This is a genomic window from Leeuwenhoekiella sp. A16, from assembly GCF_047946675.1.
Classification (GTDB): domain Bacteria; phylum Bacteroidota; class Bacteroidia; order Flavobacteriales; family Flavobacteriaceae; genus Leeuwenhoekiella.
The window spans coordinates 3,127,385-3,148,567 of record NZ_CP172313.1; the positions used below are offsets into that span (position 1 = coordinate 3,127,385).

The following is a 21,183-nucleotide window of genomic DNA, read 5'->3' on the forward strand; positions in this document are numbered from 1 at the left end:
CCGGTCGAGAGTTTAAGGGAAACTTCGACTGGAGTTTAAAATTTAATTAAAACAAGCGTTAACAAACATATTCAAAAGTTAACTTATAATAAAATAATAAGCTATAATATCTTATTTGGTTTCTTATTTGTAAACTAATTCAAATTTTTATCGATGTATTTTACAACTTCAGTAGTATAGATTTGTTCTTCGTTTTGAATTTCTCCTTTTTGATCAGCACCAGCTCCGAGAATAATGAGCCAGGTCTGATCTGCACCTTTTATGTCGCTACCATGACTTTTCCAAGTAGCTAAAGGCTCCGTCCCGCGCCCATGATCAGTGGTTATAATAAGAGTTGTATTATCTTTATAAAAAGCATCAGCCTGCACGTAATTCCACAATTCTTTCAGCATAGCATCTGTGGTGTGAGCCGAATTTAGATACGCATCGTACTCCCCATCATGTGCAAAATCGTCTGTTTCGCCGTAGGCTATATAAACCAGACTAGGATGATTTTTTTGCATATACTCTAAAGCATAATTGTGTGTAAAAGCGTCCAGACGTACACTTCCCCATGGACTCGGAATCTGTTTTTGTAATTTATTGAGGAAAATTTCCCGGTCTGACAAAGGCGTGTTTGTAGCTGAATCAAAAGCTGCATTTACAGGAACGCCACTGCGTTTGTCATTAATAATATACGGGAAAACATCCCAGCTGGTAAAGGCGGCAACCTTGCCTTTGTATTTGAAAGAATTGTTATATTCTTCTAAGATGGTCACATTGGGGTTGTAAATCTTATTATTGCTATTGATGTGTTCATCATCTGCCTTACCCGTGAGAATTTCATTATAACCGGGATATGAAAAGCGCATTCCGTTAGTAAGAGTTACTTTGCTTCCGGCGTTGCGATTTCCGTGGATTTCTCCCAGATTAGCCACTTCATTCCAGATAAACGGTAACAGCGCTTCGCGACGCTCTATTTCGGTTTCCCGCCAGAATTTAGTTTTTAAACGGGTTGTATCGTGAACGTAATCTGTGTTGCTAATTAGTTGCGGATCGGCACCTGTAAACAATTCTTGCCAGCGAAAACCGTCTAACGTGATTAAAATGACTTTTTGATCCTCTTTGTTTTGAGCTTGTGTTTCAAAAATACTGAAGCTGGCCAGAAGGAGTAGGAACGTTATTTTATTAATTTTCATAATTAGATACTTATTTAGTTTTAAATGTCAAAACTTCAGACCAGTCACTCCAACCCAGATATTGATCGCGATACCTTACGCGCCAATAATAAGTTGTTGCGGGTTGCAGGCGTGATAGATCTTCATCAGTAAGGTCATCACCCTTTTGTCTGTTCTCTTCATAATACCAGTTTTCAGCTTGTTTCCAACTGTCTTTAACCGGTTTTTCAAAGTCGGTTGTTGTAGACACCTGCCAATGTGAAGCAGTATGTTTACTAGAAACTCTACCTCCGCTAAACGCAGATGCTTTTAGTGTGACAGCAGTAATGTCAACGCTTTCTTCTTTGGGTGAAATTCCAACAGGTGCATCGGGCTTTTGATTGACTTTATATACGGTAATACTATCCGTTACCGCATTGTCTTTAGGATTGTGAACGTTGCCTCGGCTGATGCGTTTGAGACTGATTTTAGGATCTGCAGGATTAGGATCTACATTAACCATTACAAAACCGTATTCGTCTTGAGTAACGGTAAACTCATCGTAATCGCGTCCTTCAAATTCTCCCCAATTGTCTATAGAACCTCCTGCCGAAGCGACATTTACCCACAAATGATTGTGATCGCGTGATTGTCCGCGGGAATATCCGTGTGTATGTCCAAAAAAATGAACGCTGGGTTTACCGGTTTTATCAGAAAAAGCTTCAAGCATTTTTACTACTTTTCCAGTGGGTTCCTCTTCACCCGGAATCCATAATTCTGACTTATACGGATGGTGCAACTGAGCAAAAACAAAGTCAATGTTTTCTGCTTTTTCGGTGTCTTTTAATACTTTTTCCAGCCATTCGTATTGCTGTCTGATGTCCCGATATCCTTTATTAGAGTCGAGCCCGATTATGCGCACATTACCATAATCTTTATACCACCAGTGTTCTGCATACGCAGGATCTCCGTTTTCAGGAAGACTGAAGTATTTGAAGAAAAATTGAGAATTTTGCTCGTGATTTCCGGGAACGGGATATACAGGAACCTGAGAAAAAAGTTTTTCTGAAGGTTTGAAAAAATCGGTTTGCCACTGCTCATAATCACTTCCTTGAGCTACCAGATCTCCGGGAATCATCACCAAGGCTAAATTGTCTGGAACCTTACCGCCAAATTGCTGCTCCAGATAGTTTAAAATACCTTCATTCACTACTTCACTAAATTTATCGGGCTGACTGCGGTCTATCTGCATGTCGCTCATTGCAATCAGGTTAAAAGAAGCTGCTTCTTCAGAAAAAGGCGGGGTCTTAAACTGAAGAATATCAGATTGAAGTTTTCCGGTTTTTACCCGGTAGTAATAGGTGGTAAAACGTTTTAAATCGGTAAGCTGAACTTCATGTAAGCGTGATTCTCCAAAATTCACTTTATTAGAAGTACCTGTTGTTTTTTTACCCAGTTTAGCAGTTAGACCCCATTCTACGATGCTTTCTCCATCAAACGCGGTTTCCCATTTTATGATTATCGAGGTAGGTTCTGCATCTTGCAAATAAGGCTTTACCAGAAAGTTGTTTTCTTGAGCCTGCATAGGTGTGCAAAAACTGATAATGAGTAAGCTAAGGCCTATGATTTGTTTCATCGTTTTTAAGATTTTGTAATTTTTTCTAATGCGTTTTCTAAAATAGCCAGAGCCTCCGCAAGCTGTGTGTTTGTGATGGTAAGTGCCGGGCAGAGTTGTAAAACATTTCCTTTTGAGACTTTAAAGCTTAGCCCGTTTTTAAGGCATTCGTACATAATCACTTCAGCTTCAGTGGTAGCTTTTTCTTTAGTTGAACGGTCTTTTACGAGTTCGATTCCCCAAAGCAGACCAACCCCTCTAATATCACCGATGATTTTGTATGTATGTTGAAAATTATTTAATGTAGCCTGCATCATTCCTTCTAAATAAATTACGTGTTCCAGCAGATGCTCGTCTTCAATAATTTGCAATGTTGCTAAAGCTGCCGCCGCTCCCATTGGGCTTTTTTCAAACGTATAATGACCTAGTGAAATGTGATTAAACCGGTCATATTCACTCTTGGTAACTACAGCAGCTTGAGGAACGATACCGCCTCCCAAACCTTTACCTAAGCAAAGAATATCTGGTACAATGTCAAAATGCTCGTAAGCAAAGAGTTTCCCGGTACGGCCTAAAGCGATTGGGATTTCGTCAAGAATTAAGAGCACGGCATATTGATCACAAAGTGCGCGGGCTGCTTTCCAGAATTTTTTAGAAGGAATCTGCGCATCGGTATTGCGCACGGTTTCTGCTAAAAATGCACCAATCTGGTTGTCTTTCGCCAAGATATATTCTAGATATTCTAAGGCTTTATTTTCGTTGTTTTCATAAATACCACGATAGGTTATAGGGGGGGGAATACGCTCTGCACCGGGCATTAAAGGTCCCATTTGTTCTCTGAAAACCGATTCGCCACTAACGCTCACAACGTCGAGTGATGCTCCATGAAAAGAATCCCAAAATGACAAGACTTTGTATTTACCCGTTACCGCACGTGCCAGTTTAAGCGCAATCCCAACTGCCGAACTTCCGTTAGGTGTCATCAGTATTTTATCTAAACCGGGAGTAAGGCTTACGAGTTTTTCGGCGAAATTAATAGCCGTTTCATTGGTATATCTGCGGGTTGAAAAAGTAAGTTGATCTAACTGATTTTTAAGCGCTTTTATGAGTTTAGGGTGTGAGAATCCCAGCTGATGCACATTATTTCCGTGAAAATCAAAATAGTTTTTACCTGAAGTATTGGTTATAAACGGACCTTGCGCGTGAGCGAGTACGTCCATACACGGCGTAGATAATGCCTGATGTAAAAAGTAATGTGAATCTTTTTCTAAGAGCGATTTTGTCGCTTCATCAACCTCTTCTGCCAGCCATTTTTTTCTACCTTCAGACAGGTTGATGTCTCCCTCAACAATCAGTTCATTTTTAGAAAGCTTATTCTCCATAAAATACCTTTAGTTCTGAATTAATTTATCTGCCGGAATAATTTGTTTACCAATACCCGGGCCTGTATATTGAGCATCTAAATAGTAACCACCGCCACCGTTAAAATATTCAATTTTAATAGGATGCGTATCTTTTTTAAGATTTATAGTGCCGCTGCGCTCCTGCACACCATGATCACCATCGTTGTCAACCACGAGTTCGTCGTTAATGTAAAGTTTACTGCCATCATCACTGTTGGTATAAAACGTATAGCTTCCGGCTGTATCAATTTTTAACACTGAAGTAAAAACGACCGCGGTACTTGCAGCCGATTTGAGATTATCAAGAATGCTGCTTTCAAATTCCATAACAGTTCCGGTTTGGGATGCTTTCAAATTTCTGAAATCAGGTAAAAAAGTAAGATTTTTTAAGGGATATATACTGAATAAAACCCCAGGCTGTTTCTGTGCGGAAATGATTCGGTAGCTTCCGGCAGCAATAGTACTGCTTGTTTTTCCTTTTTCGGCAATAAGAGCACGTACCAAAGTTGTGCTGTCTACTGAAAACGGAGCGGTATATGTTAAACCGCTTTCAATGGAAGGATCAGAACCGTCTAGCGTATAATAAATAGTTGCGGTTGCGTTGGGATTATTTAAGTTCACTTCTACAGTGTCTTCTTTAAATAATCCACCGGATGGTGCATATGGTCCGTTTTTCGGCAGTAAAACCGGAGCCATAAGTTGCTGTTGTTTTTTATAGCGTAAAACTGGTTTGTCATAACCAACAAAAGCACTTTTTACAGGTCTGCCAATCCACGCTTGAGGCGTTTTCAATCCAGCGACAAATGCTACTGTTGCAGCATTGTCGTATTGATATACGGTTTCTTCAATCGCATACCCTTTTTTCACTCCGGCACCGTATAAAAAGAAGGGTATATTGACTTCCCCGGAAGATTCGCCGCCGTGGCCTTTACCCAAACCGCCGTGGTCTGAGCAAATGATGAATACCGTTTGGTCAAAAATTCCCGTTTCTTTAGTTGAGGCTATAATTGACCCTATTAAACGATCCGCTTTCTCAACAGATTTGTAGTAGGATTTAGTGCCGTGCCCTTCGCTATGCCCAGCATGGTCAACGTGATCCAGATGAATAAAAGTAAAGTCGGGTTTATGTTTTTTGATATAAGTAATCGCATCTTGTGTTGTGCCGTCTTCGTGGTCCCCGTTGATATCAAAATTAACATCTTCAGGATTGTACAATCTGCCAAAACCATCCCAATCGTAAATAGAACCTACGTGAGCTTGTGGTTTTTGATCATGAAATAGCGTAAAAATTGTAGGGAATCTGTTGTCGTGTCCCGAAACTACAGCGGGTAGAGTGTAATTATTAGCTTCCCATCCGTTAGAAGTAATACCGTGTTGCTCAGTATCTGCGCCCATAATCATACTGGCCCAGTTAGAACTGGAACTGGAAGGGAGCACTGCACGGGCCTTAAAAGTGGATGCTCCATATTTTACAAGACTATCCAGAACCGGAGTTTGGGCTTGCATAATCCCGTCTGGACTCATTCCGTCAACTCCTATAACTATGATATGTTTAATGCCCAGATCTGATGTACTTTCTGTCGAGCAGGAGGCCAAGAACACAGTTGCCATCAGCATACCTGTCTTGAGACTTTTAAAAAGATAATTTTTAGGCTTCATAAAAAATAAAAACAAGTAGAGGTTGCCCAGATCTATGAGCAACCCAACTTTATTTAAGATTTAAAATATTCAGTATCGAGTTCCGGTTTCCCACCATCCTTTTACATTGATGTTGTCTCCCCCCATGGCGCTAACCGCCGCTTGGTAGTTAGCCGTATTCAGGGTTTGTTCTGAAGAAGGATATACGAAGCGCACCGGATATAAAGCTCCATTAAGTGTATCGGGTCCCGGTTCTAAAGCGGGAAGCCCCGTTCTTCTATAGTTCATCCAACCCTGGTAATCTACATTCCAGAGGGCGATGGTTTTTTGAGTCAGCAACAACTCTAAAGAACCGTTATACGCAACAGCAGGCTGCGCCAGATAGCTGTCTATATCCGTATCAGCAACACCCCAGTACGTTAAACTTGCGCGAACACCGGCATTGTAATATGCTGCCGCATCACCAGAGATGATACCGCGTTGTGCAGCTTCTGCAAGAATAAATTGTACTTCAGAATTTTTAATTATATACGCCTCAGCGTCTGTCGCCGAATAGTAAAACAAGTTCACATCTAAACGGCTGGGGCTGTTGGCGTCGTCAAAAGCCCGGGCATTATCTTGATTCAAACCTATAGGCATACCTACCCAATTACCGGCACTGTTGCGGTCAAACCAGATGTCTAAGCGTGGATCGTTAAAGGTGTTGAAATATTCCAGAGCGGTATCGCATAAACTTTTTTCATCAAAACCACCTATACGACCGGTGCTTTCTGGCCAGGAGTCTGTATTAGATGTACCGCTGTAGCTAAGAGTAGCATTATCAGTATTGCTGTTGATGTAATTACCGGCGCTTACTACTGCTTGCATTTCTTGAGAAACATCGCGTTGCTTTGAGATGCGCAACAGATAACGCAGTCTTAAGGAGTTTGCCAGTTTTCTCCATTGAGCAGGATTACCATCATAAATTACATCTCCTGTGGTACCACTGATGCTTTGGTTAGCTGCCAATGCGGCGTCTGCATCTGCTAAATCCTGAAGTACACCGTTGTAAACCATTTCCTGAGAATCATATACCGGTGTAAAGATACCTTCAGTCTCACCGGCTAAAGCCTCTGAATACGGGACGTTTCCATATAAATCGGTAAGATTAGCAAAGCAAAGGGCGCGTAAAGTAAGCGCAATCCCTTCGTAAGTACTGTTCTGGGTTTCTTCACTTCTTGATATCTTGAGAATATCATCTATTTCCGGAAGGATTCCGTAGAAAAAATTCCACATTCCCTGATCGCCCCAATCAAATTGCGCAAAGCCAGGAAAGTTATTTTTAGCCATCAGCTGAGTGATGGAGTTTCCGTCACTATAACCTTCCTGAGTAAGCGTTCGGGTAATTTCTGATGTTACAGTTGAGGTAAGCAGGTTTGCACTTACATTTTCAGGGGCATTAGGATTTGAGTTGATTTCTTCAAAATTATCGGTACAGCCTGTAAATAAGAGACAGGCCAGTACTAGAATCTGAATTATATTGATTTTTTTCATCGTATTTGTCTTAAAATTCTAGATTTACATTTACACCAAAACTACGGGTGCTAGGGAGTGCCATATCTTCAACACCGGGAACAATTGAACCTCCGGAGAATGAGATGGTTTCCGGGTCAACGTGGTCGTTTTCGGTCCATAGTGCCAGATTTCTTCCCACCAAAGAGATCGTTGCTGACGTGAAAGGGATGGTATCAAACCATTTTTTTGGAAGATTGTATCCCAGTTTGACTTCTCTCAATTTTACATAAGTGGCGTCAAACATAGAGCTCTCTTCATTACTCCTGTTATATACGTGTGAGTAGTAATTGGAGGCTGAAACATTTTGGGTATTTGGAGTGTAGGTTCCGTCTCCGTTTGCAATAACACCTTCTGCAATAATACCGGTTTCACGACCCGGAACTGTAAAATCCAGCATCCCCGTAGTACCACCAATAGCAACGGTGCGTGAATGAAATTCCCCACCCTGTCTCCAGTCAAACAAGAAGCTGAAATTGAAATTTTTATATTGAAAGCTGTTTTGAAGACCTACCATAAAATCTGGACTGTAATTACCTAGTTTTCTAAGTTCGTTGTCAACAATAGGCAAACCAGAATCTGGGTTAATGATCCATTGACCAAAATATTCATTATTAGGATCTTCTACTTTCTGAAATCCTGTACCGTATAAATCTCCTATACGTTCGCCAACGGCAGCACCTACAGTGAGGTAATTGTTTTTAATTGTGTAAAAATCCAATCCGTCTGTTAGTTCAATAACTTTCCCGCGATTCATTGTAAAGTTTACCGAAGAATTCCATCTAAAATTATTAGTACGTACAGGAGTAGCATTTAAAGTGATTTCAAGTCCGCGGTTTTGAACTTCACCAGCATTGATCACACGAGAACTGTAACCCGAAGTGTTAGACACCGGAAGCGATATAATCTGGTTCTTTGTAGTAGATTGATACACCGCAACGTCAAGACCCAGTCGATTGCCAAAGAAACGAACATCAGCACCCAGTTCTATAGAATTGGTTTTTTCGGGTTTTAGATCAGAATTCTTCAATTCTGAAGGAGAAGACACTCTGGAGAAGCCGTTAAATGTATCTCCAAAACCGTAAGTAGCGGCTAGATTGTATGGGTTTGTGTCATTACCCACAACAGCAAAACCTGCTCTTAATTTGGCAAAGCTGATAGCTTCCGGCATTTCAAACATATCTGAAAGAATGGCACTTACACCCGCAGAAGGGTAGAAATAACTGTTGTTATCTTCAGGAAGGGTAGAAGACCAGTCGTTTCTGGCAGTTAAATCTAAAAACAAGTAATTTTTATACGAGATGTTTCCGAAGGCATAGACACTATTTACTCTAAATTCACTGTCGTAGTCGCTGGTAGTAAGTGGTTCTGCAGCATTTCCGAAGTTGTAAATAGCAGGGATAGAAAGCGAATTGGCACTGATACGCTGATAGCGGTTTTTAGCTACACGATGATTTGCACCAGCAGAAACTCCAAAATCAAAATCTTCATTAAGCGTCTTTGTGTAAGACAGCAAGAAGTCTGTGTTCTGTTCCTGTGCATATGTATAATCTTCCCGATATTGCCCGCTAGGAAAACGCTGTGTGGAGTAGGCTCTTTTGCGCATATCCAACTCGTTAGAATAATCTAATCCCGTACGGAACATCAGGTCTAAACCATCAGCTAGTTTAAGATCTGCACGCATATTAGTGATCACGCGATCTCGGTTAAACGAGTTGGTATTTTCATACACAGTAAAAAATGGGTTGTCGTGATAATTGTAGTTATAGTTGAATTGTTGTGTATTTTCAAATCCCGGTTGCCAGTAATCTCTTAGCGAGTTCATATCTATATGGCGACCAAACCAGATCCATAAATACATCACGTTTTCGGTACCGTATGAGTTATTAGGACGGTTGTCCGAGTTTGAATTTACATAGTTCATCGAAGCGCTAACCTTTAACCAATCTGTCAAGTTATAGGCTCCGTTGATCGCATAGGTACGTCTTTTAAAATTTGAATTGGGAACGATACTCTCGCTGCTCAGGTCTGTAAAAGAAACTCTGAAATTTCCGTCTTTATTAGCTCCCGTTAAAGCAACGTTGTTGCTCATGGTGAATCCGGTTTCAAAGAAATCTCTAATGTTATCAGGATGAGCAATAAATGGAGTAGCTATAATTTCATCTGCAAAAGTTCCGTCTGCATTACGCGGTCGCAGATCTACGTCACCGGCTCTAAACCCACTTGTAGTAGGACTGTCGTGCTGTGGAATCAATTGGCCGTTAAGCGCAGGTCCCCAGCTCTCGTCAACGTGGTCATTAACCCCACCTGTAACAGAGCGGTTTTGACCCCCATCGTTAAAAGCAAACTGACCATTAGAACCCTGGCCGTATTCGTTTTGATATTTTGGTAAGGTTAGAAGCGTCTCGAACGTAGTATTGTGATTGATAGAAACACCAATACCTTTAGTGCCTTTACCTGATTTTGTGGTGATTAACACCACGCCATTAGCACCACGCGAACCGTAAAGCGCAGTTGCGTTAGGACCTTTTAGAACGGTCATTTCTGCAACATCGTCCGGGTTGATATCCATGGCGCCATTACCATAATCAACGCCCATGTTGCCTTCGCCACCGGCGTTATTTACATTGTTGTTAATGGGGATACCGTCAACAACAAATAACGGCGAGTTCGCATTGGGGCTAGGATTGAGAGAGTTTTCTCCACGTATGATAATTTGTGAACTAGAACCTACGCCACTGTTACCACCTGTAACGCGTACCCCGGCCATTTTACCCGAAAGAGAATTCACGACATTAGTTTCTTTAGCTTCAGCAAGTTCATCACCTTCTACTTTTTGTACGGAGTAAGAAAGCTTTTTAATTTCCCGTTTAATACCTAGGGCGGTTACTACAACCTCGTCAAGGCTTTGAGCATCCTCTTCAAGAACTATAGTTAGGTTAGTTTTACCGGTAACATCTAACTCCTGAGTTCTAAACCCCATAAAGGTCGCTTCAATTGTATTCTCATTTTCAGGAATGTTGATTGTAAAATTTCCGTCAAAATCTGTCACTACACCTATGGTAGTATTTTTTACCACAATACTGGCTCCCGGTAAAGGCATGCCGTTTGTGTCTGTTACAATACCTTTAAGTGTTCTATCCTGAGCAAATAAAATAGAGGTTAGAAAGAATAAGATAATGTGTGTTACATAAATTAGTTTTTTCATTGTTTGGATTAATTATTAATATTAGTAAACAATCAATCACAAATTTGATCAAAAAGTGACTATATGTAAAATATTGTACTTTAAGAAATCCTTAACGGAAGTTGAAGAAAATGGTGTGTTGTGCGAGTAAGTGTTAATTTAATCTAAAGATTAATCAACAATATGTTCAATAAATATGAATGTTAATTAGATATTATTGATGATTCGTTTTAGTTATAGAATTTTCCGAACACTTTAGTTTTAACTACATTGTTATAAAACTATAGAATAACTCAAATGGGTTGATGTGTTCGTATACCTGTAAAGTGAGGTTCCAGATACTCACTAAATGTCACAGACATATTATTTATGGAAAGCTAAATTATCATTTTACCTAAGCTCCCTCCTCATAATTTTTTCTTTCGAAAAGGCCTTCACAACAGACAGGTTTTTTTGAAAGAAAAAATTAATTCCTTTATTACCTATTAGCGTAGCAGCAGGTAAACAATAGCAAATGCTTGTGAAAGAAAAAGAAGAAGGGCAAGAATGATGAGCCAATTCGGAATCGTTCGAGAGTGCTTAATCCTGTTCAGTATTTCTTTCCGATTTTCCTGTTGAGCTGTTTGATCAATGTGTAGTTTTCTAAGATGCTCTTTGATTAACTTTTCAATCTGAGTACTGTCAGCTTTAATAGCTGTGCTTTTAAGGCTTTTTTCAATGTTCTCTAAGCGATCAACTTCTTCCTTAAATGAATGTAGCTCCTCAACGAGCAGTTCTGATATTAGTTCCAGTTTGGTCATATTCCAATACCTTTATCGATTACAATTTTTAGGATCTTCTTAGCCACTGCTTTGGCCAGGCTTGGAGCAATAGGCACGCTTCTTCCGGATATAGCGACACTTTTTGCACGGTTGATTGATTTCAGCAAATTACTTGCAGACATCGAGCGGTGAACGTCACTACCTTTTATACTTTGTCCTTGGTACTCAAACCGAAAGCCCTGAAGCTGTTTGGATTTATTGATTACCGGAATTACGTTAATCTGCTGTTCCCGCATCCGGTTGATATAGGTCTGCAGATCTATTGTTCTGTTCTGACTTATGGCATTCTGATGTACTTTTTGTATTTCACTTCGGGTTCTACTTAGCTCTAGGTTTTTCTCATATTGCACATCTTTCACCGTTTGAATTCCCAGTTCTCTAGCGGTGCGCTCTGCGGCCAACTGACTTTGTTTTCCTATAAAACTGTCGTTATATGCTCTGCCATTTAGATCGATGCGATTGACATAGAGATGCACGTGGGTGTGTACTTTATCTCGATGCACATAAGCAACTGCCTGGCGCTCTTCTAATTTCATTTGCTGAATGAACTTTTTAGTGAGTTCTCCAAGTTCCCGGTTGCTAAGATTTTCTCCATCACGAACCGTTGGGCTTAGAATAAAGCTCAAGGTGTTGCGCTCACAGTTTTGATTGAGTTCTTGAACAGCTTTAAATTCCTGAGCGATTTCTTCTGCAGTTTCTCCAACGATTAGATCACTATAAACCTGCTCAGCTTCTTTCTCTTTGTTATTGCCATATCGCAAAGCTCCAAGAGTACTGGATATGGTACTTCCTTTGCCAATCATTTGAGTATAGTTTTTAAATGTTTCTTGATTTCTTCAGCCACTAAAATGACTTCCTGACTGAGCTTTGGGTTTCCTTTTTTATACATATTCCCAATGCGTTTAAAGTTGTTGTGATACTTGATCAGCATTTTATAGGTGTTGATATGCTCTTCATTCATACGCTCGGTGATTTGTTGTTCCATTAAGCTATTTCTGCAAAAGGCACTTAAGGAAGAACCCGCAGCTTTTGCTTTTACCTGCAGCAATTTTTTCTCATAAACGCTGCATCTGAATTTGATAAGTGCTCGTTTCATCGTTTGTATTTTTTCTTTGCAACCATCGGGAGCAAAGCAAGATTGTGGCCACAGCCACACATCTTGCCCTGCTTTCCAGAAAGCAGTTTTAATTCGTTTTCATCAGCCAGGCATTTAAGTCCTTTTCATCAGCATAGCACTGAGATTTATCGATACAATTAGAAGTTGTATTCAAGAAGAGCGCTGTAGTTTTTCTTCCGGCTTCATCATTATCCAAATACAGTTCAACAATTTCATAATGATCAAAATAGGGGAGTGCCCTATCTGCAAAAGCAATGGAGTTTAAAATCAAAAAATCAGCTTCGCGTTTTAAATTTGGATATAATGTAATCAGCGATAACAGATCAAACATTCCCTCTAGAACCATTAAATTCTGAGACTCATTTTTGATCCAGGTCAGATCTTTTGGAGAATTGGAAGATTTGAAATATTTGTTTCTAAGTTCCCATCCTCCAGAATAGTTTTTAAGCCCAATGGAAAAACCATAGCTATCATTAATCTTATAATGAACCTCTTTACAAAACCCCTTCGCTGCAATCAGACTGATTTTCCGTTTCTTCAAATACTGCAATAAAGCTGGATGCTGAATGCGCTTAATGTATTTGATTTCAATTCCAGATTCCTTGAAATTAGTTTCCTGCTGTATTGAAAGGTTGTCATTCCCTGTTTTGATTTGAGCTAAGATTACTAGTGCATCACTCACGGATACTTTTGAAAGGGCACAAACCAGATCGATACAGTTGCCGCCTTTACCCAATCCGTGATCGTACCAGCAGTTTAATTTTTTAGATACTTTAAAGGATGCTTGGGTTTCTGACCGCAGGGGACTCAGAAACCAAGCTTCCTTTTCCGTATTGCGAGAGGGATAGTGTCCTAAAAATTCCAGCGCCTTTTCGATGGGAATTTTTCGGGCTCTTTCACACGATAGTTTTTCTTTTTTCATCAGGCTTTACTTGGGAGTTATTTTTTGATGAAGTGATGTTTTGGGCTTCTATCCCTTATAGGTTCTAGTTTTCTTAAATCATCAAAAGTGCATCAGCTCATCATTCTTTTTTTTTCATCTGCATCACTTTTTATTTTGATGATTTAAAGATGAATAAGTGATGAGTACTTCAATAGCTATAAATACTAGTCTTCAGCTTCATCATTCATCAGTGCATCAAAATTTTCAATTAGAAAATTCTTAGTTATGGTAAAGTATCTTCCTTTAGCCTCGGTAAACTGGAGCGATCCGTCTTGCCACATCAGCAGTTTTTGGTAGCAAAGGGTATTGGATTTATTGGTGATTTTCCAATCCTTCTTAAGCAGCCTTCTCAATTGCGTCAGGTCTGTTTTGATTCTGGTTTTACTCAACAGGTTCAAGGCATCAATAGGACACAGGTTAATTTCGGTAAGGTTAAAATGATCTAATGCTAACAACAGGATTTCAGCAAGTTCCTTTTCTACCCGGTTGCGGTTATTGAGCACTAAACGGGTCAATGCTTTTGTCCTAATTTGACTTGAATGAAACCACATTCTGGTTGTATGCTTTGAATGGATTTTACGATGCTCCAAAAAGTAAAGAAAGGCTGGAACCTCCGCTTCAAGATGTTCTAAATAATTGGTTACTTCTAGATCAAGCCTGGGGATTTTTCGAATCCAAAACCGGGTCTCATTTCCATCTATCTTTATAAAGGTATCCTCATTATTACTACAGAGTATGAACTTGCCAAAAAACTCAACCTCTCTTTTATCTTTACCTTTCGCTTCAAGCATATTGATATTGGTTGTGCTGAGGTATTTGATACGTTCGGTGAGTTCTTCTTTATTAAAGAGTACTTCATCAATACAGATTAGCAGTTTATTGGCCCAATCCGCATTGAACTGACTGCTAAAACTGTCATTGGTCAGATAGGTGAGATTGTTTTCAAAAATGATTTTCAACCACTTTAAAAAGGTGCTTTTACCGGTAGAACGTTCCCGGGATACCAAACATAAAATGGGCAGTATCTGAACTGGACGTAAGTACAGTAATTGTAAGTAATCCAGTCCTAGTTCATAATGCTCCCCAAAGATGTGCTTGATGAACTTTTGAGTGTACTTAATAGTTCCCTGTTGCGGTTTTTTACTAAGGGGAGAGTAGGTATTGTAAAAATGATAGTATGCCGGTTTAAAATCGGTATGACTGGGAATACAGGTGAACCCATCATATTTTGATATGTTACTTAAATAGGTTTTGCCGTGATCCTGTCTTATGGTTTCAATACTCCAAGGAATTAAAAATTCATTGAAGTGGCCTGCAATAGTAGGTGCTTTGACTAATTTGTAGTAAGAAGTTCCTACACGTATATAGGGTATGGCTTTCATAGTAAGATATTTTTAGATGCGAAATGAACACCCTATCTGCAAAGAGATAGGGTGTTTAGAAAACTAATCAACGTTTATTTGTAGTAGTACTACAATCCTCATTTTCAGTTTGAAAATGAGGATCTCGCTGATTGTCTAAAAGCCATTTGTTTAGCAAATCAATATCGAAATAGATGAGTTTGCCACTGGGTTTACTGTGGGGAATAGCTCCAGTAGAAGTTAATTTGTAAAGGTAGCTGCGAGATATTCCTGTGTAATCACAAGCTTCTTCGAGGGTAAGTACTTTCTTGTTTGCAAGTAAAAGCGATTCAATTCGCTCCAGCCTTTCGTCTAATTTAATCGTGTTCATGATATTCGTTTTTAAAATGAATAATGAACAAAGCGCTTTGTTTATCTATATTAGAATTCCTTAGATAAAAGTAAGTAGGAGGTATGTTTAGAGGCTAATATTAAGCGCGTTTTTATACACAAAATAGAATAAAAGCAAACCATATATTTCGCTATCATTTGAAATTCTTCACTCACAAAAGATTATACATTAAATGGATCTTTTACAGGTTTAGTAGACTTATCAACAATTAAAGTCTAAAAATGTTTTAATTCAGAGACCTTCAGAGAACTGAAAACCGTCTTTTTATTGCAGAAGCCAAGTAAAAAGTATAGTGGTTGTAATTAGAATACAAAGGTTTTTTAACTTATATAAAAAGAAAGTGAGCTATTTCAGTAGAAAAATAGTAGGTAATTAAATTTGATTTCAATTGATTGCGATTGGCAGAACAAGGTCATTTTCAAGTGTTAAAAATGTTAAAGTTGTACCTATGTTGTACCTTTAGAAGGTCAGGCAGTTACAAATATAATGTAACTGCCTGATTTTCAAGTAGCGAGAGGGGGGCACGATCCCCCGACCTCCGGGTTATGAATCCGACGCTCTAACCAGCTGAGCTACCTCGCCAAATTTCAACTTAACAAAAAACTATTTCTCTTAAGCGGGTGCAAATATAATAACAATTACGGTTAGCGCAAGCATCTTATTTATAAAATAAATTTATTTAGACTTCCTTTCTAAGTCTATAATTAATATTTATATTGGCGCCGAAACAATTTAATTTATGGAAGAGAAGGTAAAATTTGAAATAGAGTTTCCGGTGCAGGCCTCGCCGTCGCTCTTATATCAATATATGTCTACGCCATCTGGTATGTCTGAGTGGTTTGCAGATAACGTAAACTCACGCGGAGAGTACTATACATTCATTTGGAATGGTAGCGAAGAAAAAGCAAAACTACTTGGTAAAAAAAGTGGAGAGCGCATTAAGTTTAGATGGATGGAAGATGTTGAAGATGAAGAACCTTACTATTTCGAGTTACGCATTGTAGTTGATGATATAACAAAAGATGTATCGCTCATTATAACAGATTTTGCAGAAGAAGATGAGGTTGATGAAGGGAAGATGTTCTGGGAAAATCAAATCTCAGAATTAAAACATGTGATAGGCTCTACCTAGAAAAACCAATAGTTAAAGTATATTTGTCCCTCCTCAAAAAAGGGACTTTTTTTATGATCAATTTAAACGGAAACTTAACAAACGCACCACATTTTTCACCTCAAAACCGCGCTTTGCTTTATGGAGATGCCGTTTTTGAGACCGTGCGTTGCCAGGGTGGTAAGATTTATTTTTGGGAAGATCATTATTTCAGGCTAATGTCTTCTATGCGTATTCTGCGTATGGAAATACCCATGCACTTTACACTTGAGAACCTCCAGGAAGAGATATTAAAGACGCTCGCGTCAAGTGAACTTGAAAGTAAGGCGGCAAGTGTGCGCATAACTGTATTTAGAAATGAAGGTGGTAAATACTTACCAGAAGACAATACGGTAGGTTTCTTCGCTTTCGCGAAAGCGTTATCAACTCCGTTTTATACACTAAGCGAGGCAGACTATGAGGTAGAGCTCTATAAAGATCACTATGTAAATGCTGATCTGCTTTCGACACTCAAGACAACTAATAAGCTCATACACGTCACAGGAAGCATTTTTGCTAAAGAAAATGGTTATGACAACTGTATACTCATCAACAACAATAAAACGATCGTAGAGGCTTTACAGGGCAATATATTTCTTGTAAAAGACAATCATATAAAAACTCCCCCTTTAGAAGAGGGATGTTTAAGAGGGATTGTAAGAAAACAGTTGATCGATATCATTCAAAACCTCAAGAATTATACTTTTGAAGAAGTTGCCATCTCGCCTTTTGAATTGCAAAAAGCAGATGAGATATTCATCACAAACGCGATAATAGGTATACAACCTGTTACTAAGTATAGAAAGAAAGTCTATACCAATACGGTTGCAAAAGATCTTATAGGTAAATTAAATGCTAAAGCCCGGTTATCTTAGTTATAACTGGGGTTTTCTGGTGCATTAGACCAGATTAGGTAATCGCCGCCCAGTTCTATCATTTTCTCTTTCCAAAGGTCTGGCAGGCATTTATTAATGATTTCCTTTTCATAGATGTTCTCTACCACGATCCATGAGTTAGAATCAAGTTCCTGATCTAATTGATGAGAATCCCAGCCAGAATAGCCTAAAAAGAAGCGTATCTCACTTTCAGAAATGCTGCCGCTTGCGATAAGGTCTATCACCCTGTCAAAATCGCCACCCCAATATATACCTGCAGAAATCTCAACGCTGTCTGGTATTAACTCTGGTACTTTATGTATGAAATATAGGTTATCCTGCTCTACAGGACCACCATTATAGACTTGCATTGTAGATGCGATCTCCGGGATAAGTTCATCTAAAGTAAAGCTAAGGGGTTTATTTAAAATAAAGCCAACAGAGCCTTCTGTAGAATGATTTGCTAGTAAAACAACAGAACGGTTAAACGAGACATCACCTATGATGGAGGGCTCTGCAATGAGCAATTTTCCTTTTGTGGGTCTCTTTGTAGTCATGATTTTTTAATGATTACTCCTAAACTAAGTTATTTTTTCTAAACGACAAAATACAATAAACTATAAAAAAATAAAGCCCTCAATGAGGGCTTTAAATGTGTTTTAATATCAATTAGTTAACAGAATCTGATAGCTCAGAACCAGCTTTGAACTTAACAACGTTTTTGGCTGCAATTTTAATTGTTTTACCCGTTTGTGGGTTTCTGCCTTCACGAGCAGCTCTCTTAGATACAGACCAAGAACCAAATCCTACAAGAGATACACGATTACCTCCTTTAAGTGATGATTCTACGTTTCCTAAGAAAGACTCTAATGCTTTTTTAGCAGCTGCTTTAGTGATTCCTGCATCTTCTGCCATTGCATCAATTAAATCTGATTTGTTCATAATATAAATTTTAAAAAATTAAATTGTTGGTTAAACTTTTTGTTTAATAGTTCAACAAATTTATACGGATTATCCGTTCATGCAAGGAATAGCGCAGGAAATCCTGATTATTGTTAATAACTTCGACCTATTGTTAATAACGGATGATTTATTATTACTCATTACAATAACATCAGTATTTATAAGGCTTCACAACATTTTTGCGCCATCAGAAAATGAATATCCGTTTAAGAGGTCTTTTACCTTCATTTTTCGTTTTCCCGGAAGTTGTATTTCGTCGATCAATAGAATTCCGTCTTTGGCCTGTACGGTTAATTTTCCATCAGTCACTTTAATGTGACCAATTTCTGCTTCGGGCGCGACGGTAAAATCTTCTCCTGCTATGCTGGCAGCATATATTTTTAAGGTGTCTTTTTTACTATTATTTTCAAATTCACTCCAGGCAACAGGATAAGGACTTAAGCCTCTTATAAGATTGTGTATTTTCTCAATAGGTTGCGACCAGTCAATCTTAGTGTTCTCTTTATTAAGTTTGTAGGCTGTGTGAATTTGTTCTTTTTTGGGCTGTGGTTTTGTTTCTACCTCACCTGTCTTAATATGTTCTACAGTCTTTATAATAAGATCACTACCCAGATTCATCAATCTGTTATGTAAACTTCCTGCATTTTCGCCGGGCTCTATCGCTAGTTGCTCCTGCAGGATAATGGCACCCGTATCTATTTTTTCGTCTATAAAAAATGTAGTTACCCCGGTTATGGTCTCACCATTTATAAGCGCCCAGTTTATGGGAGCAGCTCCTCTGTAATCTGGCAGGAGGGAAGCGTGAAGGTTAAATGTACCATATTCTGGCATTTTCCAGACCGCAACGGGCAACATTCTAAAGGCAACTACAATTTGTAAGTTCCCGTTGAGAGCCTTTAATTCTTTTAAAAATGCTTCATCTTTCAGGTTTACGGGTTGTAAAACAGGAAGATCGTGAGCGACAGCATACTCTTTTACAGCGCTCATCCTTAATTTTTGACCTCGGCCTGCAGGACGATCTGGTGCGGTTATCACTCCCGCAATAGGATATTTTTGTTGTACCAAAGCATCCAGACTTGCTACTGCAAAATCTGGTGTACCCATAAATATGATTCGTAAATCTCTCATTATACCTTTTTATATTGATTGTCTGCGGTTATGTAGATCAACCTTTTTTGTAGTAAAGTCTTTAGAACTTCTAATAGTTTATTCTCTTCTGTAGTATTTATCTTTTGAGCCAGAGCTCGAGAAGAAATTGCGTTTTCCGCCAGTAAAAGTAGGATTTTTGCCTCTATTTCGCCGTTTTTTTCGCGTGAAGCTGTCTTTCTTTTAGCTCGCATACACACATCACAAATACCACAGGGTTCAGATTTATTTTCACCAAAATAGGCCAACAGCTGTATACTGCGACAAATAGATTTTTCATCAATATAATTGAGCAATGCATTAGCTTGCTCCTCCTTTCTGCTGTTTTGTGCTCTAATATCTGCTGCAATGGGATTGATAACGCGTTCATCTTCTCGTGGCACCAAAAAGGTTATAGAAGTGTCATAATTTATGTGTTCATAGATCGCGATATCATCTTTATCAAGTTGCAAAAGTATATCGTGCACACGACTAACGCCTACATTAGACTTTTGTGCGATAACAGTATGATCTACCGCTAATTTTTGGTCAAAAATGCCGCCATAGGTGCGTAAAATATTTTTTACTACTTCGTCTATTCCGGGATTTTTAATGAGGTAAAAACTAAGGGCAATGTTAGAAATCTTAAACTGTAAGGTTGCTTTTCTAAAAAATTCCTGCGCAAGCGTTATCACACTATTTCTGTCAAGCAATTGCAAGGCATTGTAGGTGATGAGTGTATTGAGCTTGTAAGTGCTGCAAAAATCCATAAAATTGAAGCGAAAAGCTTCCTGCTCACCTTCACCATACGAGATCTGGAAGTAGCTGTTTAACTTTTTATAAACCTGCCTTACGTAATCAACAGAAGGTAATATCCTGATAAATTGATTATATAATCGCTCTTTATCTGCCGGACTATACAAAACAAAGCTATATGCGGCATTGCCATCGCGACCTGCTCTGCCAGCTTCCTGAAAATAACTTTCTATACTTTCTGGCAGCTCTACGTGAATTACCGTTTGCACATCTGGCTTGTCTATACCCATACCAAAAGCATTAGTAGCCACCATTACCTGAACTTTATTAGAAGCCCAGTCCAGAAAATTTGCATTGCGTTTATCATTGCCCAGACCGCCGTGATAATGGTGTGCAGTTATACCGCGGGATTGTAAAAAATCAGCAAAAGTTTGAGCTGTTTTTCTACTGCGTACGTAGATAATTGCAGAACGCGTATTCTTTTTTAAAATATCGAGAATACGATAATGTTTGTCTTCTTCTGCAAGAACACGGTATGCCAGATTCTTACGCTCAAAAGAAGTTTGAAAGAATTTATATTCCTTCAGTTTAAGCTGTTCTACAATATCTTGTTGCACTTTAGCCGTTGCTGTGGCTGTTAATGCAATGCAGGTGATATCAGCAATGCTTTCGCGAAAGCTTATAATATTGCGGTAAGCTGGTCTAAAATCATGTCCCCATTGTGAGATACAATGCGCTTCATCAATTGCTAATAAAGAGATGGGCATTTGTTTTATGCGCTCCAGTACAAGCTCCTGCTGCAATCGTTCTGGTGAGAGATATAACAATTTGTAATTACCATAGATGCAGTTGTCTAACAATTTATCAAGATCTGTGTAGCTTATACCTGCCGGAATATACAAAGCTTTAATTCCGCGGTTTGTGAGTTGCATGACCTGATCTTTCATAAGCGAGAGCAGGGGAGAAACAACTATTGCAATTCCTGCCTGCAAAACCGCCGGGAGTTGGTAGCATATAGATTTACCACCACCGGTAGGGAGTAAGGCTAGAGTGTCTTTACCATTTATAACACTTTTAATGATCTCTTCCTGATTAGGCCTAAAAGATTGGTAACCCCAGTATTTTTCTAGTATTTCTGTGGGGTTTTGCAT

At 39.0% G+C, this 21,183-nt stretch carries 18 protein-coding genes and 1 tRNA gene; 2 read left to right on the plus strand and 17 right to left on the minus strand.

Going from position 1 to position 21,183, the window contains the following annotated elements; translation table 11 throughout:
- Positions 1–134 precede the first annotated feature (134 nt).
- From ACH3O9_RS13615 to ACH3O9_RS13675, 13 genes are all read right to left on the minus strand, one after another.
- Positions 135–1,178 (minus strand): alkaline phosphatase family protein, encoded by a 1,044-nt coding sequence (locus tag ACH3O9_RS13615; RefSeq protein ID WP_416441359.1) that lies wholly within the window; start codon positions 1,176–1,178, stop codon positions 135–137.
- A 10-nt stretch (positions 1,179–1,188) separates the two neighbouring features.
- The gene (locus ACH3O9_RS13620; protein WP_416441361.1) at positions 1,189–2,772 is read right to left on the minus strand and encodes a fibronectin type III domain-containing protein; all 1,584 of its coding nucleotides are present in this window, start codon (positions 2,770–2,772) and stop codon (positions 1,189–1,191) included.
- Positions 2,773–2,777: 5 nt separating this feature from the next.
- On the minus strand, positions 2,778–4,133 hold the full coding sequence (locus tag ACH3O9_RS13625; RefSeq protein ID WP_416441363.1) for an aspartate aminotransferase family protein: 1,356 nt from the start codon (positions 4,131–4,133) through the stop codon (positions 2,778–2,780).
- Positions 4,134–4,142: 9 nt separating this feature from the next.
- Positions 4,143–5,813, minus strand: a complete 1,671-nt coding sequence (locus ACH3O9_RS13630) for an alkaline phosphatase family protein (RefSeq protein ID WP_416441365.1) — start codon at positions 5,811–5,813, stop codon at positions 4,143–4,145.
- Between the two features lie 69 nt (positions 5,814–5,882).
- Complete coding sequence (locus ACH3O9_RS13635) at positions 5,883–7,325, minus strand: SusD/RagB family nutrient-binding outer membrane lipoprotein (RefSeq protein WP_416441367.1); 1,443 nt, start codon at positions 7,323–7,325, stop codon at positions 5,883–5,885.
- 10 nt (positions 7,326–7,335) lie between these two features.
- A complete protein-coding gene (locus tag ACH3O9_RS13640; protein WP_416441369.1) occupies positions 7,336–10,551 on the minus strand; it encodes a SusC/RagA family TonB-linked outer membrane protein in 3,216 nt (1,071 codons plus the stop codon).
- 464 nt (positions 10,552–11,015) lie between these two features.
- On the minus strand, positions 11,016–11,330 hold the full coding sequence (locus ACH3O9_RS13645; RefSeq protein ID WP_416441371.1) for a DUF6730 family protein: 315 nt from the start codon (positions 11,328–11,330) through the stop codon (positions 11,016–11,018).
- Positions 11,327–12,154: a relaxase/mobilization nuclease domain-containing protein gene (locus ACH3O9_RS13650; protein ID WP_416441373.1), complete on the minus strand. Its 828-nt coding sequence runs from the start codon at positions 12,152–12,154 to the stop codon at positions 11,327–11,329. The genes ACH3O9_RS13645 and ACH3O9_RS13650 overlap by 4 nt, the downstream gene beginning before the upstream one ends.
- A complete protein-coding gene (gene mbpA, locus ACH3O9_RS13655) occupies positions 12,151–12,447 on the minus strand; it encodes a mobilization protein MbpA (RefSeq protein ID WP_416441375.1) in 297 nt (98 codons plus the stop codon). Before mbpA ends, ACH3O9_RS13650 begins: the two co-directional genes overlap by 4 nt.
- 88 nt (positions 12,448–12,535) lie before the next feature.
- Complete coding sequence (locus ACH3O9_RS13660) at positions 12,536–13,390, minus strand: toprim domain-containing protein (protein WP_416441376.1); 855 nt, start codon at positions 13,388–13,390, stop codon at positions 12,536–12,538.
- Positions 13,391–13,575: 185 nt separating this feature from the next.
- Complete coding sequence (locus ACH3O9_RS13665) at positions 13,576–14,793, minus strand: primase-helicase family protein (RefSeq protein WP_416441378.1); 1,218 nt, start codon at positions 14,791–14,793, stop codon at positions 13,576–13,578.
- Between the two features lie 67 nt (positions 14,794–14,860).
- Positions 14,861–15,142, minus strand: a complete 282-nt coding sequence (locus ACH3O9_RS13670) for a helix-turn-helix transcriptional regulator (protein WP_416441380.1) — start codon at positions 15,140–15,142, stop codon at positions 14,861–14,863.
- Positions 15,143–15,671: 529 nt separating this feature from the next.
- Positions 15,672–15,745: transfer RNA gene (locus ACH3O9_RS13675), tRNA-Met, on the minus strand.
- Positions 15,746–15,902: 157 nt separating this feature from the next.
- Here ACH3O9_RS13675 and ACH3O9_RS13680 point away from each other — a divergent pair.
- Complete coding sequence (locus tag ACH3O9_RS13680) at positions 15,903–16,295, plus strand: START-like domain-containing protein (RefSeq protein ID WP_416441382.1); 393 nt, start codon at positions 15,903–15,905, stop codon at positions 16,293–16,295.
- A gap of 53 nt (positions 16,296–16,348) precedes the next feature.
- Positions 16,349–17,188, plus strand: a complete 840-nt coding sequence (locus ACH3O9_RS13685; protein WP_416441384.1) for an aminotransferase class IV — start codon at positions 16,349–16,351, stop codon at positions 17,186–17,188.
- Here ACH3O9_RS13685 and ACH3O9_RS13690 read toward each other — a convergent pair.
- The 4 genes from ACH3O9_RS13690 to ACH3O9_RS13705 form a co-directional block, all read right to left on the minus strand.
- Complete coding sequence (locus ACH3O9_RS13690; RefSeq protein WP_416441386.1) at positions 17,185–17,745, minus strand: YqgE/AlgH family protein; 561 nt, start codon at positions 17,743–17,745, stop codon at positions 17,185–17,187. The genes ACH3O9_RS13685 and ACH3O9_RS13690 overlap by 4 nt on opposite strands.
- Positions 17,746–17,857: 112 nt before the next feature.
- Positions 17,858–18,130, minus strand: a complete 273-nt coding sequence (locus ACH3O9_RS13695; RefSeq protein WP_416441388.1) for an HU family DNA-binding protein — start codon at positions 18,128–18,130, stop codon at positions 17,858–17,860.
- A gap of 189 nt (positions 18,131–18,319) precedes the next feature.
- Positions 18,320–19,279, minus strand: a complete 960-nt coding sequence (fmt, locus tag ACH3O9_RS13700) for a methionyl-tRNA formyltransferase (RefSeq protein WP_416441390.1) — start codon at positions 19,277–19,279, stop codon at positions 18,320–18,322.
- Positions 19,279–21,183, minus strand: a complete 1,905-nt coding sequence (locus tag ACH3O9_RS13705) for a RecQ family ATP-dependent DNA helicase (RefSeq protein WP_416441392.1) — start codon at positions 21,181–21,183, stop codon at positions 19,279–19,281. Before ACH3O9_RS13705 ends, fmt begins: the two co-directional genes overlap by 1 nt.

Excerpts from the sequence above, each read along its gene's own strand:
- ACH3O9_RS13615 (WP_416441359.1), bottom strand. The coding sequence starts at position 1,178 with ATGAAAATTAATAAAATAACGTTCCTACTCCTTCTGGCCAGCTTCAGT.
- ACH3O9_RS13620 (WP_416441361.1), bottom strand. The coding sequence starts at position 2,772 with ATGAAACAAATCATAGGCCTTAGCTTACTCATTATCAGTTTTTGCACA.
- ACH3O9_RS13625 (WP_416441363.1), bottom strand. The coding sequence starts at position 4,133 with ATGGAGAATAAGCTTTCTAAAAATGAACTGATTGTTGAGGGAGACATC.
- ACH3O9_RS13630 (WP_416441365.1), bottom strand. The coding sequence starts at position 5,813 with ATGAAGCCTAAAAATTATCTTTTTAAAAGTCTCAAGACAGGTATGCTG.
- ACH3O9_RS13635 (WP_416441367.1), bottom strand. The coding sequence starts at position 7,325 with ATGAAAAAAATCAATATAATTCAGATTCTAGTACTGGCCTGTCTCTTA.
- ACH3O9_RS13640 (WP_416441369.1), bottom strand. The coding sequence starts at position 10,551 with ATGAAAAAACTAATTTATGTAACACACATTATCTTATTCTTTCTAACC.
- ACH3O9_RS13645 (WP_416441371.1), bottom strand. The coding sequence starts at position 11,330 with ATGACCAAACTGGAACTAATATCAGAACTGCTCGTTGAGGAGCTACAT.
- ACH3O9_RS13650 (WP_416441373.1), bottom strand. The coding sequence starts at position 12,154 with ATGATTGGCAAAGGAAGTACCATATCCAGTACTCTTGGAGCTTTGCGA.
- mbpA (WP_416441375.1), bottom strand. The coding sequence starts at position 12,447 with ATGAAACGAGCACTTATCAAATTCAGATGCAGCGTTTATGAGAAAAAA.
- ACH3O9_RS13660 (WP_416441376.1), bottom strand. The coding sequence starts at position 13,390 with ATGAAAAAAGAAAAACTATCGTGTGAAAGAGCCCGAAAAATTCCCATC.
- ACH3O9_RS13665 (WP_416441378.1), bottom strand. The coding sequence starts at position 14,793 with ATGAAAGCCATACCCTATATACGTGTAGGAACTTCTTACTACAAATTA.
- ACH3O9_RS13670 (WP_416441380.1), bottom strand. The coding sequence starts at position 15,142 with ATGAACACGATTAAATTAGACGAAAGGCTGGAGCGAATTGAATCGCTT.
- ACH3O9_RS13680 (WP_416441382.1), top strand. The coding sequence starts at position 15,903 with ATGGAAGAGAAGGTAAAATTTGAAATAGAGTTTCCGGTGCAGGCCTCG.
- ACH3O9_RS13685 (WP_416441384.1), top strand. The coding sequence starts at position 16,349 with ATGATCAATTTAAACGGAAACTTAACAAACGCACCACATTTTTCACCT.
- ACH3O9_RS13690 (WP_416441386.1), bottom strand. The coding sequence starts at position 17,745 with ATGACTACAAAGAGACCCACAAAAGGAAAATTGCTCATTGCAGAGCCC.
- ACH3O9_RS13695 (WP_416441388.1), bottom strand. The coding sequence starts at position 18,130 with ATGAACAAATCAGATTTAATTGATGCAATGGCAGAAGATGCAGGAATC.
- fmt (WP_416441390.1), bottom strand. The coding sequence starts at position 19,279 with ATGAGAGATTTACGAATCATATTTATGGGTACACCAGATTTTGCAGTA.
- ACH3O9_RS13705 (WP_416441392.1), bottom strand. The coding sequence starts at position 21,183 with ATGCAAAACCCCACAGAAATACTAGAAAAATACTGGGGTTACCAATCT.